The sequence below is a fragment of the Pantoea sp. JV6 genome (genome assembly GCF_025910055.1).
Classification (GTDB): Bacteria; Pseudomonadota; Gammaproteobacteria; order Enterobacterales; family Enterobacteriaceae; genus Pantoea; species Pantoea agglomerans.
Window position 1 is genome coordinate 17698 of record NZ_JAPCIM010000019.1, and the last position, 17616, is coordinate 35313.

Consider the following 17616-nt stretch of genomic DNA (forward strand, 5'->3'; position numbering starts at 1 on the left):
TCATGATGTCACGTAAATTTCGTCCCGGGCTGCATGCGTTCTGGTTGTGGCTCAAACTGTTGTGGAAACGCATTGATGAGGATGGCATGACGACCCAGGCCGGTAATCTGGCTTATGTCTCATTGCTGGCGCTGGTGCCGCTGATTGCGGTGGTGTTTGCCCTGTTTGCGGCGTTTCCGGTCTTCTCTGATATCAGTGTGCAGTTGAAGCACTTTGTCTTTACCAATCTGATGCCGGCTGCAGGTAACACGCTGCAACGCTATCTTGAGCAGTTTGTGGCTAACGTAAACCGGATGACGGCGGTCGGAGCGGTCGGCCTGATTGTTACCGCCTTACTGCTGATGCATTCCGTCGATACCGCGTTAAACACCATCTGGCGCAGCAACAAGAAGCGGCCGATGGTCTATTCCTTTGCGGTCTACTGGATGATCCTGACACTTGGCCCGTTACTGGCCGGTGCCAGTCTGGCGATCAGCTCCTATCTGCTGTCGCTGCGCTGGATTAACGCGACAGGCGTCACCAGCCTGGTCGATCAGATGCTGCGTATTTTCCCGCTCCTGCTGTCGTGGCTCGCCTTCTGGTTGCTCTACAGCATCGTTCCTACCCAGCGAGTGCCGCCGCGCGATGCGCTGATTGGCGCGCTGGTTGCCGGTGCGCTGTTTGAGCTGGGCAAAAAGGGCTTTGCGCTCTATGTTACTATGTTCCCCTCTTATCAGCTGATCTACGGCGTACTGGCCGTGATCCCCATTCTGTTTCTCTGGGTCTACTGGACCTGGTGTATTGTGTTGTTAGGCGCTGAAATCACCGTTGCGTTAGCCGACTATCGGCAGTTAAAGCAGCAACACAAAGAGGAGCAACGCGAGGAAACATGATTGCATTGATTCAACGCGTACAGCGCGCCAGCGTCAGCGTCAATCAGGAAGTGGTCGGTGAAATCGATGCCGGTTTACTGGTTTTGCTGGGCGTGGAAAAGGACGATGACAACGCGCGTGCGGAACGTCTCGCAGAACGCGTATTGGGCTATCGCATCTTTAGTGATGAGCAGGGAAAAATGAACCTGAGTGTTCGCCAGGCGGGCGGAAGCTTGCTGGTGGTGTCACAGTTTACGCTGGCCGCAGATACCCAAAAAGGGATGCGTCCCTCCTTTTCGGGTGGCGCCGAGCCCGCTGAAGCCGAGCGGCTGTATGAATATTTCAGCGACTGCTGTCGCAAGCAGGGCATCACCACGGCTAATGGCCGTTTTGCTGCGGATATGCAGGTCTCGCTGGTGAATGATGGTCCTGTGACGTTCTGGTTACAGGTGTGAGAACGTCAGCTGAGCGGCAGGGAACTGGCCACACATCCGAGCGGGAGAAACATTACATGTATCACCTTCGCGTGCCACAGACGGCGGAAGAGCTGGATATCTATTATCAGTTCCGCTGGGAGATGTTGCGTAAACCTCTGCGTCAGCCGCAGGGGTCGGAACGTGACGCCTGGGATGCGCTGGCGCATCATCAGATGGTGGTTGATGAGCAGGGAAATCCGGTCGCCATCGGCCGTCTCTATATTAATGCCGACAATGAGGCCGCTATCCGCTTCATGGCCGTTCATCCTTCGGTTCAGGGCAAGGGACTGGGTACTCTGGTGGCGATGACGCTGGAATCCGTGGCGCGTCAGGAAGGGGCTAAGCGGGTAACCTGCAGCGCCCGCGAAGATGCTGTCGCTTTCTTCGCTAAACTCGGCTACATCAATCAGGGCGAGATTACCGCGCCGCAGACGACGCCGGTGCGTCACTTTTTGATGATCAAACCGGTCGTCACGCTTGACGATATCCTGCATCGCGCCGACTGGTGCGGTCAGCTGCAACAGGCCTGGTATGATCATATCCCGCTCAGCGAAAAGATGGGCGTCCGTATTCTGCAGTTTACCGGGCAAAAATTTATCACCACCATGCCGGAAGCGGGCAACCAGAATCCACACCAGACGCTGTTCGCTGGCAGCCTGTTTTCGCTGGCAACGCTGACCGGCTGGGGGTTGATTTGGTTGCTGCTGCGCGAGCGTCATCTGGGTGGCACCATTATTCTGGCGGATGCGCACATTCGCTACAGTCACCCCATCAGCGGACGGCCTGGCGCGATTGCCGATCTGGGCTCATTAAGCGGCGATCTCGACCGCCTGGCGCGCGGACGTAAAGCGCGTGTGCAGCTCGAAGTTGAGCTGTTTGGCAATGATGAGTGTGGCGCGGTGTTTGAAGGGGTCTATATCGTCCTGCCCGCCGATCCTGACGGGCCGCTGGAAGAGGGGGGGTCCGGCGCGCGTATCAACTAATCATCAGGGCCGCTTCAGCGGCCCTGATCTGTTGTTAACGTACCTCGCCTGCCTGCATAGTCTGCTGCAGTTGCTGACTGTCGGTTGTCACTGACAAACTGCCATTAACCGTCGGGCGCAGCGGCTGATTTGCGGTTAATGCACCGTTCAGCTGCAGCTGCATATTACTGTCACCGGTTAACGGCAACGCGGGCCATCCCCAGTTCTGCAACACATTCACCGGTACAGCACGACCTGTCAATTGCAGCGTCAGCGGACGGGCTGGCTGCTGGCCTACGGTGGCCGTCCCTTCGAGCAGACCCTTATTACTGAATGCACTCAGCTCCGTAACCTGAATCTGTTGCTGGTCAGCGCTCAGCGCAATCGACGGATGACGCAGGTCGGTGCGATTAAAGGTTGATTCTGCCGCGTTCAGGCTGAGTTTACCCGACCAGATCCCCCACTGGTGCTGCTGCGCCAGCAGCAGGTTTTCACCGGATCCATCCAGTGAGGTCAGCTGGAAGGGAAAAGCCGGATTGATGTCGATAATCAGGTTTCGGTTAGAGGTGAAGCGCGTCACCTCTACGCTATCCAGCCACGCGGGCAGTGTCGCCTGCCAGCGATCGCGCCAGTCCTGCGGCAGAGTGTATTCCAGTCCCGCCACCGCCAGGTTTTTCAGTGTCAGGCGTTTATCGCTACGCGACCAGTCACCGTCAGCCCGAATTACCCCATTTGCCCAGCGTGAACTGAACTGCGTCAGCGCCACGCCCTGCGGTGAGAAGTCCAGGTTAACGATGGGGTCATTTAGTTCGAATCCACCGTTGATAAAATTGCTGGCATTCAGCGCCAGCGAACCATCGTTACTCTGCCAGTCATCACCCTGCCAGTTAACGTTTCTCAGCGTCAGATCCAGATCCGTTACCGCCCAGTCAGGCCCCTGCAGGCGGGCATCGGTCATGTCGAGCCGCGTAATGGCGATCGAGGGGACAACCTGCAGGCTATGCAGGAAATCTTTCAGGCTACTGGTGGTCTGCAGACGGATGTCGTTCAGTCGCAGCTGATTAATTTTCCAGTTGCCCTGGGTATCGCGCTCACCGTTGCCGGTCATAGAGCCACGCGCCAGGTCGGCACCAATATTGTCAAAGCGCATCCGACCCTGGGCAACACTGCCCTGGATCAGTACGTTTTCACCCGGCACATTATTCAGTGTCATGCTGCCTGCGCTCATCTGGAAGCGGGCATCGCGACCCAGCATATCAAGGGCAGTGGGTTTCCACGGCAAAATGCCGCCATTAACCTGCTGAGCAAACAGCGGTAACGCGCTGTTGGGGCTGTCGATACGCATATTGTTGAGTTGCAGGCGATCGGCCTGAATCGGTAGCGCGCTGCCTGGTGCCAGATTGGCCAGATTCACTTCTCCGTCGCGCAGCTCAAGGCTGCTGAAATGCAGCGGATCGCTGAACTGAATCAGTGCCAGACCGAGATCGACCCGTTTCGCCACCAGAACTGCAGGCTGTCCATCGTGACCAAAGCTGAAGTCATCCAGAATGATGTGAGAGGGAGAGGAGAAATTGTGTTCAATTTTACTCAGGGAGAGATGCCATTCGGTTTTGTCACTCACCCAACGGCTAAACCAGCCTGCACCCCACTGTGTCTGCAACAGAACATAGATCACGACCAGGGTGAAAAGCAGCAGCAAAAGTAAGGTGAGGAAAAACTTTCCAATAAATTTCATAGCATCCTTCCCGAGTTAAATCCGGTGAGAGGTTGTTATGCCTGAATTACCGTTACAGCTCAACAGCCTGGATGTAAATCCGAATAATTAGCAGGCAGGCCGAAGCCTGCCTCTGGCCTTACTTCTCTGGCGGAAAAATCAGGTTGAGTGCGATAGCGGTAATACCGCCCGCCGCAATACCGGAAGAGAGCAGGGTTTTCAGCCAGTCAGGCGCAAACTGCAGGATCAGCGGCTGCTGGGAAACGCCCAGGCCCACCGCCAGCGACAGCGCAATAATCATGATGGCGCGGCGGTTAAGCGGCTCGCGTGACACAATGCGAACACCCGAGGCGGCGATGGTGCCGAACATCACAATGGTGGCGCCGCCGAGTACCGGTTCAGGGATCATCTGCACCAGTCCGCTGACCGCCGGGAACAGCCCCAGCACAATCAGCATCAGCGCGACAACAAAGCCGACGTAGCGGCTGGCAACACCGGTCAACTGGATCACGCCATTGTTCTGACCGAAGCAGGAGTTCGGGAAAGTATTAAACAGCGCGGAGACAAAGGAGTTGAGGCCATTCGCCAGCACGCCGCCTTTCAGGCGTTTCATATAGAGGGGCCCGCTGACCGGCTGCTCTGACACATCCGAGGTGGCGGTGATATCGCCGATAGTCTCCAGAGAGGTCACCATAAACACCAGCATCAGCGGGATGAGCAGATTCCAGTCGAAGCCCAGCCCGTAATAGAGCGGGGTCGGCACCACGATCAGCGGCTGATCGGTGGGGATGCCGGCGGCAGGCAGCATGCCCATCGCCCAGGCCAGCAGATAGCCCACCGCCATGGCAATAACCAGGGAGGCAACGCGCAGGTAGGGGTTCTTCTGCCGGTTAAGTAGCACGATCACCAGCAGCACAGCCCCTGCCAGCATCAGATTTTTCGGCGCACCAAAAGTATGGTCGTTAATCGCGCTGAAACCGCCGCCAATGGAGGTCAGCCCCACCTGAATCAGCGACAGGCCGATAATCATCACCACGATACCGGAAACCAGTGGCGTGATGATCCGGCGCGCCAGGTGCAATACGCGTGACAGCACCATTTCGGTACAGGAGGCGACCATCAGCGTACCAAACAGCGCCGCCATCATGGTGGGCACGTCAGCGCCGCCATTTTTTAGCGCCATGCCGCCCATAATCAAGGGCGTAACGAAGTTGAAGCTGGTGCCCTGAATCGACAGCAGGCCCGAACCCACCGGCCCCCATGTTTTGATTTGCAGCAGTGATGCCACACCCGATGCAAACAGCGACATGCTGATCACGTGCCGGGTATCCTCTGCGGGCAGCCCTAACGCCTGACAAATCAGAATCGCGGGGGTAATGACCGCGACAAACATCGCCAGCAGATGCTGACCGGCGGCAAACAGCGTTTGCGGCAGAGGAGGACGATCTTCAAGACGATAAATCAGTTCGCTTTGCGTGGCGGAAGGCTGTTCTGGCTGCGGATTAGTGGACATCTTCTGTTCTTCCCAAAAAATAATGTGGCGATTGTAATCATCCGCAGGCTAAAAGCAATCGTTTGCCCGGCAGGGATAAAAAAGCCGAATCAGAGGGGGGCGTTCAGACGTTGGTATAACGGGTGTTCTCTGGCAGCCAGCGTTCAATCAATGCGCTGGCCTGCTCGGGATAGTGCTGGTGGATGTGGCGCGCCACACGCTGAACTTCGGGCACCATCGCCGCATCGCGCAGCAGGTCGGCCACTTTAAATTCGGCATTGCCGGTCTGACGCGTGCCCAGCAGTTCACCCGGCCCGCGAATCTCCAGATCGAACTGGGCAATGACGAAGCCGTCATTGCTGTCGCGCAGCACCTGTAAACGCTTCTGCGCCGTCTTGCTCAGCGGCGCTTTGTAGAGCAGTACACAGTGTGATGCCACGGCACCACGACCCACACGGCCCCGCAGCTGATGCAGCTGCGCCAGCCCTAACCGCTCCGGGTTTTCGATGATCATCAGGCTGGCATTCGGCACGTCCACGCCAACCTCAATCACGGTCGTCGCCACCAGCAGCTGCAGTTCATTCGCTTTAAACGCCTGCATCACCGCCTGTTTTTCCGCAGGCTTCATCCGGCCATGTACCAGTCCGATGTTTAAGTCGGGCAGCGCCGTTTTCAGGGATTCCCAGCTGGCTTCTGCCGCCTGTGCTTCCAGCAATTCTGACTCTTCAATCAGGGTGCAGACCCAGTAGGCCTGACGCCCTTCGCGGCAGGCATGCTCAACCCGCGCCACAATCTCATCACGTCGGGTATCGGGGATAGCCACGGTGGTCACCGGTGTACGTCCCGGCGGCAGCTCATCAATGGTGGAGGTATCGAGATCGGCATAAGCGGTCATCGCCAGGGTGCGCGGAATTGGTGTGGCGGTCATGATCAGCTGATGCGGATGGAAGCCCTGCTCCTCACCTTTCTCCCACAGCGCCAGTCGCTGGTGGACGCCGAACCGATGCTGCTCATCAATAATGACCAGTGCCAGACCGTTGAACTGCACCTGCTCCTGAAACAGGGCATGTGTGCCCACCACCATCGCCACCTGACCGCTGGCTATCGCTTCCTGCTGTGCCTGGCGGGCTTTGCCTTTCTGTTTTCCTGCCAGCCAGCCCACTTCAATGCCCAGCGGCGCAAACCACTGGCGGAAGTTACTGGCGTGCTGTTCAGCCAGCAGTTCGGTCGGCGCCATCAGAGCAACCTGCTTACCATGTGCGATCACGTTCAGCGCAGAGAGGGCGGCGACCAGTGTCTTACCCGAGCCGACGTCACCCTGCACCAGCCGCATCATCGGAAAGTCATTTGCCAGATCTTTCTCTATCTCCGCCACCACGCGTTTCTGCGCATTGGTCGGTGAAAAGGGCAGCGCAGCCAGCAGCTGGTCGCTAAGGTTGTGCCGGGGAAGCATCGGTAAAGCGTAATAGCGCTGAGCACCGGCGCGTACCGCCAGCATGCTGAGGTTGTGCGCCAGCAGCTCTTCCAGAATCAATCTGCGTTGTGCCGGATGACGACCACTCTCCAGCTCGCTGAGTTTTAGATCGGGTGGGGGACGATGCAGCGTGCGGAGCGCATCTGGCAGGCTGATTAAACCGCCGCTCAGTTCCTGCGGCAGCAGTTCGGCAATCGGGCAGCTCTCCAGCAGCGTCAGTGCCTGATCGGTGAGATTACGCAGCGTGGCCTGCCGAATACCTTCGGTGGTGGGATAAACCGGCGTTAAGGTCTCTTCCAGCGTCACATTGCTCTGTTCGCCCTGGATCCGGTATTCGGGATGGATAATCTCAGCGCCACGCTGACCGCGTTTAATTTCACCATACGCGGTGACGCGCCGGCCCGGCGACAGGTTGTTCTTCATTCCGGCATTGAAATTAAAGAAGCGCATCGTCAGTACACCGCTGCCATCGCTAATCTGGCACACCATCATCCGGCGGCGACCAAAGGTGATATCTGTGTGCAGCACTTCGCCTTCTACTGTGGCCCAGATACCGGGCAGCAGATCATCAATGGCATAAAGTTGGGTACGATCTTCGTAGCGTAGCGGGAGATGAAGCAGGAGATCCTGAATGGTATGCAGGTCAATTTTGGCCAGCTTTGCCGCCTGGCTGGCACCGACGCCGGTCAGGGTACTGAGCGGGATGGCATCCAGCAGACGGCCTTTCATCTTCTTTTACCGGTCGATTGCATGGTTGCCCACCAGCTGGGATCGGCGTCGACTTCGCCCTGCGCATTGATGCGCGGATAGGGTAAACCTTTCTGTTTTGCGACCCGCGCCAGTACCGGGAATCCACCTTCGAACAACAGGCGTTGCTGCTCATCTTCGTCCAGCAGGCTGTAGTCGCGCAGGTACAGACCCGCGTTCTGCCGCTGCCGCTGTGCTTCATACAGGATCAGCGCGCAGGCGACCGAGACATTCAGCGACTGCACCATACCCACCATCGGAATCACAATCTGCCGATCGGCCAGCGCCAGCGCTTCTTCGGTGATGCCGGTTTTTTCCTGGCCCATCAGGATGCAGGTCGGAAGGGTATAATCGATCTCACGGAAATCCACGGCATCGGCAGAGAGATGGGTCGCTAAAACCTGCATCTTCTGTTGTTTGAGCTGTTTTACAGCATCGCCGATAGTGGGATGGGTGACCACTTTCACCCAGCTGTTGCTTCCGGCAGATGCGGAAGCCTGAGTGCGCATCCGCTGGCTCGGCCAGACGGCGTGCACTTCGTGGATGCCGACGGCGTCCGCCGTGCGGATCACTGCGGAAACATTGTGCGGTTTATGCACCTGCTCCATACAGACCGTGAGATCGTGCTGGCGCAGTGCCAGCATCGCCTGAATCCGGGCAAATCGTTGATCGTTCATGCCTAATTACGGTTACGATGGACTTTGATCACATCCGGCATCACGCGAATTTTACGCATGATATTCGCCAGATGGACGCGATCACGTGCGGTCAGGCGGATAAAGGCGCTGTAAACGCGGCCATCACGCTCTTCGGTATTCAGGCTCTGAATATTGGAACCGGCCGTGTTGATTGCCGCCGTCAGGTTAGCCAGTGCGCCCTGATGGTTAAACATGTCGACTTTGATTTCCGCCACGAACTCCTGCTCGGTGACTTTATCCCACTCGACCGGCATGAATTTTTCAGGCTCTTTCTGGTAGCCGCGAATATTCCGACAGGATTCATGATGCACCACCAGCCCTTTGCCGGGACTGACATGGGCAACAATCGGGTCACCGGGAATCGGACGGCAGCATTTGGCGAAGGTAATCAACACGCCATCTGCACCTTTGATCGGCAGTTTACCGCGCTTGCTGTTGCTGCTGATGGCGTTGCTGTCAGCCTGCAACAGGTTCTTCGCCACCACCACGCTCATCGCATTGCCCAGACCGATTTCTGCCAGCAGATCGTCAAGCGAGGTCAGCTTCATACGATCCAGCTCCTGCCTGATATTCTCAGGCGGAATCTCAGCCAGTTTACGGCTGCCGCCCAGCGCATGGCTGAGCAGGCGGCGACCCAGATTAACGGAGTCTTCGCGCTTGAGGTTTTTCAGCAGCTGACGAATTTTTGCGCGGGCTTTGGAGCTGACGACAAAGTTGAGCCAGGCGGCGTTAGGACGGGCGCCTGGCGCGGTGATGATTTCAATCGTCTGACCGCTGGTCAGGGTTTGCGACAGCGGATAAGGCTGGCGGTCAACGCGTGCGCCAACGCAGGCATGGCCGATATCGGTGTGGACCGCATAAGCGAAATCCACCGGCGTCGCACCGGTTGGCAGCTCAACAATGCGGCCTTCAGGTGTAAAGACGTAGATCTCATCGGGAAAGAGATCGGACTTCACGCTTTCAATAAATTCAAACGAACTGCCCGCACTCTGTTGCAGCTCCAGCAGGCTTTGCAGCCAGCGCTGAGCGCGAATCTGTGCGGTGGTGCCACTTTCGCCCGCCTGTTTATAAGCCCAGTGCGCAGCGACCCCCATTTCCGCCATCTGATCCATATCCTCGGTGCGAATCTGTACTTCGACCGGCACGCCATGCGGACCAATCATTGAGGTATGGAGCGATTGATAGCCGTTCGCTTTGGGGATGGCAATGTAATCTTTGACGCGGCCCGGACGCGGTTTATACAAACTGTGCATCTGGCCCAGAACGCGATAGCAGGTATCCAGATCTTTCACGATGACGCGAAAGGCATAGATATCCATGATCGAGTGAAAACGCTGCTCTTTCAGCGTCATTTTGCGGTAAATCGAGTAAAGATGCTTTTCACGCCCGCTGACGCGGCAGGGAATGCCCGCTTCCTGCAAACGGCCGTCGATCTCAGAAAGAATCTTCTGGATCATCTCTTTACGATTACCGCGCGCGGCTTTCACCACCTCTTTAATGACCCGATAACGGTTCGGATAGAGGGCCTCAAAACCGAGCTCTTCCAGCTCTGTTTTAAGATGATGAATACCCAGGCGGTGCGCCAGCGGACTGTAAATCTCTAACGTTTCCAGCGCGATGCGGCGACGTTTGTCCGGGCGTAATGCGCCGAGAGTGCGCATATTGTGGGTGCGGTCAGCCAGCTTGATGAGAATGACGCGGATATCCTGCACCATCGCCATAATCATCTTGCGGAAGTTCTCTGCCTGCGCTTCTTTCTTGTCGCGGAATTTCAGCTTATCCAGCTTGGAAACGCCTTCGACCAGTTCCGCCACGCTTTTACCGAACAGTTGTTCCATGTCCTGGTAAGTGGCAGGCGTATCTTCGATCACGTCATGCAGCAGCGCGGCCATGAGAGTTTCATGGTCGAGCTTCATTTCCGCCAGAATACAGGCCACGGCAACCGGGTGGGTGATATAAGGCTCACCGCTGGAGCGTGTCTGTCCCTCGTGGGCATCACGTGCGACAAGGTAGGCTTGCTGGAGGCGCTTGATCTGCTCCTCTGGCAAGTATTTTTCAATCAGTTGATTGAGACTTTCAAACAGATACAAGGGCGACCTGCAGGTGGCTGTTAACGACGACCTTCAGCGATAGCGGTAACGGCCTGTAACTCAGCGGCTTCCTGCTCTTGCTGTTCCTGACGATCACGCACATCTAAAATCTGATTGGTGACCAAACCTTCTTCGATTTCGCGCAGGGCGATAACGGTAGGTTTATCGTTCTCTTCCGGAACCAGTGGATCTTTGCCGCCTACCTGCATCTGACGTGCACGACGTGCAGCGACCAACACCAGGTCAAAACGATTACCAACTTTTTCTACTGCGTCCTGAACGGTTACGCGTGCCATAGGTGTGCTACTCCACAGATGAAGAAATGACTGCGCATCATACTGAAACTGTATTCAGACTGCCAACAGTTTGCTGATTAAAGCATCGTGACGCGCCTTCTGACGCGCCATACGCAGACGTTCTGCGCGAATAATGGTTTTCAGATCGGACAGCGCCAGATCGAAATCATCATTCACAATTAAATAGTCATACTCGGCGTAGTGGCTCATTTCCGCTACCGCCTGAGCCATGCGACGCGTGATCACCTCTTCGCTGTCCTGGCCACGACCGCGCAGACGGCGATCGAGCTCTTCTTTCGAAGGCGGCAAAACAAAGATGCTGCGTGCGCCAGGCATTTTGGTGCGAATTTGCTGCGCACCCTGCCAGTCGATGTCGAGAAACACGTCAACGCCGGTTGCCAGCACCTGCTCAATAGCATGGCGCGAGGTACCGTAATAGTTGTCGAAAACTTTGGCATGTTCGAGGAAAGCCTCTTCTGCGATCATCTGCTCAAATTCATGCTTCTCAACAAAAAAGTAATGTTCGCCATGGGTTTCACCCGGACGCATACCGCGCGTCGTGTGCGAAACAGAGACCTGCGTATCATACAACGGCTGGGTCTTTAACAGCGCCTGAATCAGGCTGGATTTACCTGCGCCGCTGGGAGCAGAAACAATATAGAGCGTGCCTTGAGCCATGGTTTTCTTGAATTGATTAAAAGCGGAGTCGATTTCCTGCACAGTATACACAGCTTCCCGCCGCCACGCAGCGTTTGCGCAGCGGCAACACCCAACTTTTGCGCATCTTCGCGCAAATCTCTGTCGGACGACTGTAATTATTCCCTGATTGCGACGGCATTCCTTCCATAGCTGAACATCACCTCTGGCTGACGCTGAAGCACTGGTATTGAATGCTGCAAAACGTCAGGAGAGAGATCATGAAAGGATTCGGCTGGCCGCTGTTTGCGGCTGCTCTGTGGATCGTCCTATGGCCTGCGCATAGCGCCCTTTGTCCGGTCTGGACTCCCACCCGGGCGACAGAAGAGATCCGTCGTCTGCAACAGCAGCTGCAGCACTGGGATGATGCTTACTATCGTCAGGGACAGAGTCCGGTGGCTGATGCAGATTATGACAGTCTGCAGCAGCGACTGAATCACTGGCAGCACTGCTTTAACCCTCCGCAGCCCGCTTACGCACCGCAACTGCCGGGTGAGGGTGAGCACCTGCATCCGGTCGCCCACACGGGCGTAAAAAAGATGCGCGACAAGCTGGCCCTGGCTTACTGGATGCAGGGGCGGCACGATCTCTGGGTGCAGCCGAAAGTGGATGGCATTGCCGTTTCCCTGGTTTATCGCCACGGCAGACTGGTTTCACTGTTGAGTCGTGGTGATGGATTACGCGGTGAAGAGTGGCTGGCTAAAGCCGCCTGGATCCCTGCGATTCCGCTGCAGATCGAGACCGGACTTGAAGAGGTTGTGCTGCAGGGTGAGCTGTTTTTGTCGATGACCGGTCATCAGCAGGCGGTTGATGGCGGCAGGAATGCGCGCTCACAGGTCGCTGGCGCCATGATGAGCAAGCAGCGGGTTCCTCTGCTGGACTCGCTCGATATTTTTATCTGGGCCTGGCCAGATGGCCCCGCCACGATGACGGAACGCCTTCAGCAACTCAGCCGCTGGGGACTGGGCGTTGCCGCAAAATGGAGACACAGCGTTAAAGACGAAGAGGAGGTTGCAGCGTGGCGGGAGCGCTGGTTTCATGCTGAGCTGCCCTTTGTCACTGACGGTGTCGTCGTTCATCAGAGCCTGCGACCTGCGGGCAAAAACTGGCTGCCTGGAGAGGGAACATGGGCCGTTGCCTGGAAATATCAGCCTCCGGAAGTCAGCGCTGAAGTGCTCTCCGTCGATTTTCCAGTCGGCCGAACCGGGAAGATAGCCGCGGTACTTAATCTGCAGCCGGTACAGCTGGATGATAAGACGGTCAGGCGGGTCAATGTTGGATCGTTGCGTCGCTGGCAGGAGAGCGATATCGTGGCGGGAGATGTCATCACACTGAGTCTGGCAGGCCAGGGCATTCCCCGGCTGGAGCGGGTGATCTGGCGCGTGGCAGAGCGGCACTATCCTCAGCCTCCCGACGCGTCGCGCTACACGCCGCTGAGTTGTTACACCTTCAGCGCTGAATGCCAGAAGCAGCTACTGGCAAAATTACGCTGGCTCAGTCAGAAAACGGTACTAAATATTCCTGGCGTTGAGCGCAGCACCTGGCTGCACTTACTGGAAACCGGCAGTATGACGCACCTGTTCGGCTGGCTGACGTTAACACCGGAACAGATCGCCGCCGCAACGGGCCTCTCTCGGGAGCGGGCGGGTCAGCTCTGGCACCGTTTTAATCTCACCCGTCAGCAGCCGCTTCGTCGCTGGGTGGATGCCTTAGGTGTTTCACTGCCGCGGAAGGCCCTCAATGCGCTGCCCGATCAGCAGTGGGAGAGCTTAACGCAGCGGGATGTCAGGGATTGGCAAGCTTTACCGGGTGTCGGGGCGGCGCTGGCAAAGCGCCTGGTTACGCAGTTCCATGATGCCCGCCTGCAGACGCTGATCGCTTTTCTGAGACAGCAGGGAATTCCCGCATCCTCAATGCTCGGGATGGGGATAGTTGAAAATCGGCAAACCAAGACGGAAGCGCAGCGCCAGTAAACGGGCGAAGAATCCGAACAACAGGGTAATGATAATCACCGCTTCATGCGCCAGTGTGGTTTTCAGCAGCAGGATATACATCCAGCCAGAGGCGAAAGCGATACCGGCGTAGAGTTCCTTCTGAAACACCAGCGGAATGCGATTACAGAACATGTCACGCAGTACGCCGCCAAAGACGCCGGTAATGACCGCACTTATCGCGGCAATAATCATGGCGTGTCCTGAATCGAGCGCAACCTGCGCGCCGATAATAGAAAAGACCACCAGTCCTAACGCATCGAGCACCAGAAACACTTTGCGAAGATGCGTCATCAGGGGGGCCAGGAAAGTGGTCACTACCGCCGCCGCTGCAACAATCATGATGTATTCGGGATGTTTCACCCAGCCCAGCGGATAGTGACCCAGCAGGATGTCGCGCACCGAACCGCCACCAATGGCGGTCACGGACGCGATAATGATGACACCGAACAGATCCATTTTGCGACGTCCCGCCGCCAGCGCACCCGTCATGGCTTCAGCAGTAATACCAATAATGTAGAGAACGGTCAGTAACATAGCAGACTCCAGTAAGACGGCGGCAAGACTACGGCATTGCCTGAGAGACGGCGACTGAGCTTTTCTGGCGATCGGCGTCCGGGATGAGCGCAGTTTATACCAGCCAGCGCTGGCGTCATCATAGAAAGACTTTTTTGCGAAGGGACTGCGGCAGGTGATTGAAAAAGTTGAAAGGAAACAACGTACAGAGGGTTTGCGCGTTCCGGCGCGGGGTTTTCCGACCCAGGGCGGGCGGTGAACTGACGACGATCGCCAGATAGCCGCTGGTCGAAAACCAGTTTATACAGGAGATAAAAAAGGGCTGGATGCTGCGGGAAAAGAATCGATCAGGTAAATATTGCGACAGACTAAATAAAAAGAAAAGGCGTGCTGGTTAACAGCACGCCAACGCATCGTTTCGGATGCTCAGAGCCCACCATACAGACTTATTTTATTATTTGTTTCTTGCACGAATTTTAGAAAATGCATTCAGGCTAAAACGGTATTCCGGCTGGAACCATGAACGACCGTAGTAGCAGTAAATCAGCATACGAATGGATGCCATCGCCAGGTAACCCCAGATCGCACACAATACTGAAGGGGTCAGCCAGACGGTAAATAAGGTGACGGCAAGTCCGGCTAATACCGAGGAGGTTTCAGCAAAAGCGATACGGGTATATTGTTTTTCGCGCTGTAATATCGCACGGTAATGCTGACCCTGTGGGATGATAATAAACACCACTGAGACCATCTGCAGCATTAATGCCAGTTCAGGCTGATCAAAAAGGCTGGTCAGCAGGTGGCTGCCAGTAAATAACAGACCAAACACCGCGACCCCCATCAACATATTACCCCAGTAGATCGTGGAGAGGTCATTGATAGAGAGAATCGAGCGGCGGATCAGCGTATTTGAGAAGCCCCGATCGGCCAGAGTATCGATAGCCAGTAAAGCTATCACGGCGATCGCCAGCAGATTGAGCTCATTCGCCTGCAGAATCTGCGCCAGCAACGAGAGTTGTAATACGCCGATGCCAATAATTTTGATTGAAGAGAGCAGAGACCATTTTGCGCCATTCAGACTGCTTTCACGTATTGCCATAATATACTCGTTAGAGTCCATCGACTCTGTGAGAATTAAATAGTTGTGTAACGGCAAGGAGAGGTTGCTGTAACACCGTTAGTTAGTGCAATTTTTCCGGCCGAAGTCCTGAAAACGCTTTACAGGCTTGCCATGTTATTATGGGTTCAATCAAATGATGCCTGGATAAAAAAGATATCCCTGGTAAAATTGCTGTTTCGTGTCATGGCGGAATTCCCTGCAGCGAATAAGAATTCCGCCAGATCACGAATAAATCCTGTTATAGTTTTATATTCTCCTGCCAGCATCCTTGCGGCAATCTCAACGCATTCTTTTTTTGATAACAAAGGATACGCTGAGCGGTCCATGACTTTTTTCCTGCTTTATCATTATGGGTATTGCTGTGTGTGGAATGATTTATACATTGTTTTATTTAATTTAACACCATAAGAAAAGTCTGATTACGCGACCGCAGAAATAAATGGTTTCACTTTATGCATGATAAATATTAAATCCCCAGCAGATTGCTAATAAACGATTGTTAATGATTAATGTATGGGTCAGTCAGAAATTGTTTGTGCGGCAAACCAGGAGGCCCGAAATCAGAGGGGGTCGCCTGCCTTTCAGAGGATTTTGCCAGGATTTTTCCTGGCAGCGATGCTTAAGCAGGGTTGGTGATAAATGCGTAAGGATGATGAGTAATCAGATAAGCGCTTTATGCTTTATCGTCGAAAGTTTTTCTATTTTTTTTCATTAACGGCCAGTGATAAATGCAGAGAAAAAGGCGCGCTAAGTCATTGATTTATTGTGTAAGAAGCTGGTTGAGTTTCTCAAGATCGTTGCTAACCCATTCAATATCCTGCTTAAATTTCTCATCTGAAGTAAATGGCTGGCGATAAACCGTTACCATCACCTCGGCGCCCTGTTCGTTTGCTATCACGCGCATCGGTACGTAGATCTCCTTTCCCGAGCCGCTATCAATCCAGTGATCCATTACCCCAAACGGATTATGTGGCGAGAACCGGATCTTCACATTGCCCTGGGGGCCTTTAGCACGCCAGCGATTGCCATCGGGTTCTAACGCACTGTGCGTCAGCCCGGAAGCCCACTTTGGGAAAAACTCCGGCTTCCAGATGGTTTCATAAAGATCTAACCAGTGACGTGGAATCGTCAGGCTCAGAGTGCGAGAGGAGAGCATGTAACCTCCGGTGAATAAGCTAAAAAGGCATTAAAGCATGGGGTCAGGCTTGTTAAAACGTTGTAACAGCAGAAGTGTGGTGTTGAAAGGGTTTCGTACAAATGGCAGACAACGGATGATGCTGTCTGCCACTGACTCAGATGAAATTGCCGCGCGCAGAAACCACATGATCTTCGCTATGGCCGTTAGCGTGCCGCAGAACAAAGCCGTCCGACTGCGCCATCACGGCACAACTGTGATTAGGGAAAATACGCAGCAGCGTGCCGACTTCAGGGCGGCGATCCTGATAAAGCAGAAAACCGTGCTCCTCAGATAATTTTGTCACTTCATAAGTCTGACCCGCTTCGTCGGCTGCCACACCAAAGCCGCTGGCATTGGTGCCGTGTGGCCCTTTATCCGAACTCAGCATTTTTGACCCGGCATCCACAATCGCGAAATGATCGTTCACCGCCACGACACGGGTAATGACGCTCATTGCCAGCTGATCGACGTGAGTTAATCCGAGACGGCAGGCGGTTAGGTCCAGTAGTGCATAGTTTCCGGGCCGGATTTCATTAATACAGGGCGCAATCTCTGCTGCCAGTGCCGTAGGCGTTGAACCCACAGAGAGAGGGCAGTCGGTAAAACCAGCCGCCTGTAGTTTTGCCTGTACTCGCTGCATCAATGCCGTTTCCTGCCGGGCGACATCCGCAATGGCCGCGACGTTACCGGCACCATAAGCGTGGCCGGCATGTGACACTAATCCGGCAAAGCGTAACCCTTTGTCCTGCAGCGCCTGAGCAATCAGCACCGCTTCATCTGTATCAGGATTGACACCAATCCGATGTAATCCAACATCAACCTTAATCGCTACCGCCAGGTCGCATTCCGGTTCCTGCTGACTGGCATCAGCAATAGCCGCCACGCCCTGCAGTCTGTCCGCTATCAGGGTGAGTTTTGCCTGATGAAGCACGGCGTGGCGCAGCAATTCAGCCACGCTTTGCGGTTGTACAATCGGGTAGGCTAATAGCAGATCACGAACGCCGCCCTGAATAAAGCTGATGCCTTCGCTGGGCTTAGAGACGGTAACACCCTGGGCACCGGACGCGATCTGACGCTGCGCAATCCAGACGCTTTTATGCGTTTTGATATGTGGACGCAACGCGACGACTGACGCACTGGCTTTCCGCTGCATATGCTGCAGATTCTGCTCCAGGCGCTCTGCATCCACTTCAATATAGGGCGTAAGGCGATCATCAATCAGCGGACGCTGCCACTGCTGTGTATCGTTGATATCCATAAGATTGTCCGGTATTGACGAGGTAAGAGAATTCATCATTCCTTAATTATTTCTTTGA

At 55.2% G+C, this 17616-nt stretch carries 16 protein-coding genes; 4 read left to right on the forward strand and 12 right to left on the reverse strand.

Going from position 1 to position 17616, the window contains the following annotated elements; translation table 11 throughout:
* Window positions 1–2 precede the first annotated feature (2 nt).
* The 3 genes from OK412_RS18030 to fabY are packed head-to-tail and all read left to right on the forward strand — an operon-like array spanning window position 3 to window position 2310.
* A complete protein-coding gene (locus OK412_RS18030; RefSeq protein ID WP_010672108.1) occupies window positions 3–872 on the forward strand; it encodes a virulence factor BrkB family protein in 870 nt (289 codons plus the stop codon).
* Window positions 869–1306: a D-aminoacyl-tRNA deacylase gene (gene dtd / locus OK412_RS18035; protein WP_010258426.1), complete on the forward strand. Its 438-nt coding sequence runs from the start codon at window positions 869–871 to the stop codon at window positions 1304–1306. The genes OK412_RS18030 and dtd overlap by 4 nt, the downstream gene beginning before the upstream one ends.
* A gap of 56 nt (window positions 1307–1362) precedes the next feature.
* Window positions 1363–2310 (forward strand): fatty acid biosynthesis protein FabY, encoded by a 948-nt coding sequence (gene fabY / locus OK412_RS18040; protein WP_010258423.1) that lies wholly within the window; start codon window positions 1363–1365, stop codon window positions 2308–2310.
* A 34-nt stretch (window positions 2311–2344) separates the two neighbouring features.
* On the opposite strand, the gene OK412_RS18045 is transcribed toward fabY, so the two are convergent.
* The 7 genes from OK412_RS18045 to gmk form a co-directional block, all read right to left on the reverse strand.
* A complete protein-coding gene (locus tag OK412_RS18045; RefSeq protein ID WP_182501009.1) occupies window positions 2345–4024 on the reverse strand; it encodes an AsmA family protein in 1680 nt (559 codons plus the stop codon).
* 118 nt (window positions 4025–4142) lie between these two features.
* On the reverse strand, window positions 4143–5516 hold the full coding sequence (locus OK412_RS18050) for a nucleobase:cation symporter-2 family protein (protein WP_122457462.1): 1374 nt from the start codon (window positions 5514–5516) through the stop codon (window positions 4143–4145).
* Between the two features lie 103 nt (window positions 5517–5619).
* A complete protein-coding gene (gene recG, locus OK412_RS18055; RefSeq protein ID WP_010258417.1) occupies window positions 5620–7698 on the reverse strand; it encodes an ATP-dependent DNA helicase RecG in 2079 nt (692 codons plus the stop codon).
* Window positions 7695–8393 (reverse strand): tRNA (guanosine(18)-2'-O)-methyltransferase TrmH, encoded by a 699-nt coding sequence (gene trmH / locus OK412_RS18060; RefSeq protein ID WP_003851348.1) that lies wholly within the window; start codon window positions 8391–8393, stop codon window positions 7695–7697. Before trmH ends, recG begins: the two co-directional genes overlap by 4 nt.
* Window positions 8394–8395: 2 nt before the next feature.
* A complete protein-coding gene (gene spoT / locus OK412_RS18065; protein ID WP_010258411.1) occupies window positions 8396–10504 on the reverse strand; it encodes a bifunctional GTP diphosphokinase/guanosine-3',5'-bis pyrophosphate 3'-pyrophosphohydrolase in 2109 nt (702 codons plus the stop codon).
* A gap of 20 nt (window positions 10505–10524) precedes the next feature.
* The gene (rpoZ, locus tag OK412_RS18070) at window positions 10525–10800 is read right to left on the reverse strand and encodes a DNA-directed RNA polymerase subunit omega (protein WP_003851346.1); all 276 of its coding nucleotides are present in this window, start codon (window positions 10798–10800) and stop codon (window positions 10525–10527) included.
* Between the two features lie 54 nt (window positions 10801–10854).
* On the reverse strand, window positions 10855–11478 hold the full coding sequence (gene gmk, locus OK412_RS18075; RefSeq protein ID WP_010258405.1) for a guanylate kinase: 624 nt from the start codon (window positions 11476–11478) through the stop codon (window positions 10855–10857).
* Window positions 11479–11717: 239 nt separating this feature from the next.
* On the opposite strand from gmk, the gene ligB reads away from it, so the two are divergent.
* A complete protein-coding gene (gene ligB, locus OK412_RS18080; protein WP_264353409.1) occupies window positions 11718–13469 on the forward strand; it encodes an NAD-dependent DNA ligase LigB in 1752 nt (583 codons plus the stop codon).
* Here ligB and OK412_RS18085 read toward each other — a convergent pair.
* The 5 genes from OK412_RS18085 to OK412_RS18105 all read right to left on the reverse strand — a co-directional run bounded on the left by OK412_RS18085 (window position 13407) and on the right by OK412_RS18105 (window position 17558).
* A complete protein-coding gene (locus OK412_RS18085; protein ID WP_010258398.1) occupies window positions 13407–14024 on the reverse strand; it encodes a trimeric intracellular cation channel family protein in 618 nt (205 codons plus the stop codon). The genes ligB and OK412_RS18085 overlap by 63 nt on opposite strands.
* A 433-nt stretch (window positions 14025–14457) precedes the next feature.
* Complete coding sequence (locus OK412_RS18090) at window positions 14458–15102, reverse strand: oligosaccharide flippase family protein (RefSeq protein ID WP_010258395.1); 645 nt, start codon at window positions 15100–15102, stop codon at window positions 14458–14460.
* A gap of 146 nt (window positions 15103–15248) precedes the next feature.
* A complete protein-coding gene (locus OK412_RS18095; protein ID WP_249655193.1) occupies window positions 15249–15449 on the reverse strand; it encodes a hypothetical protein in 201 nt (66 codons plus the stop codon).
* Window positions 15450–15883: 434 nt separating this feature from the next.
* Window positions 15884–16279 (reverse strand): hypothetical protein, encoded by a 396-nt coding sequence (locus OK412_RS18100; RefSeq protein ID WP_010258391.1) that lies wholly within the window; start codon window positions 16277–16279, stop codon window positions 15884–15886.
* Window positions 16280–16415: 136 nt separating this feature from the next.
* The gene (locus OK412_RS18105; protein ID WP_264353410.1) at window positions 16416–17558 is read right to left on the reverse strand and encodes an alanine racemase; all 1143 of its coding nucleotides are present in this window, start codon (window positions 17556–17558) and stop codon (window positions 16416–16418) included.
* Between the last annotated feature and the right edge of the window lie 58 nt (window positions 17559–17616).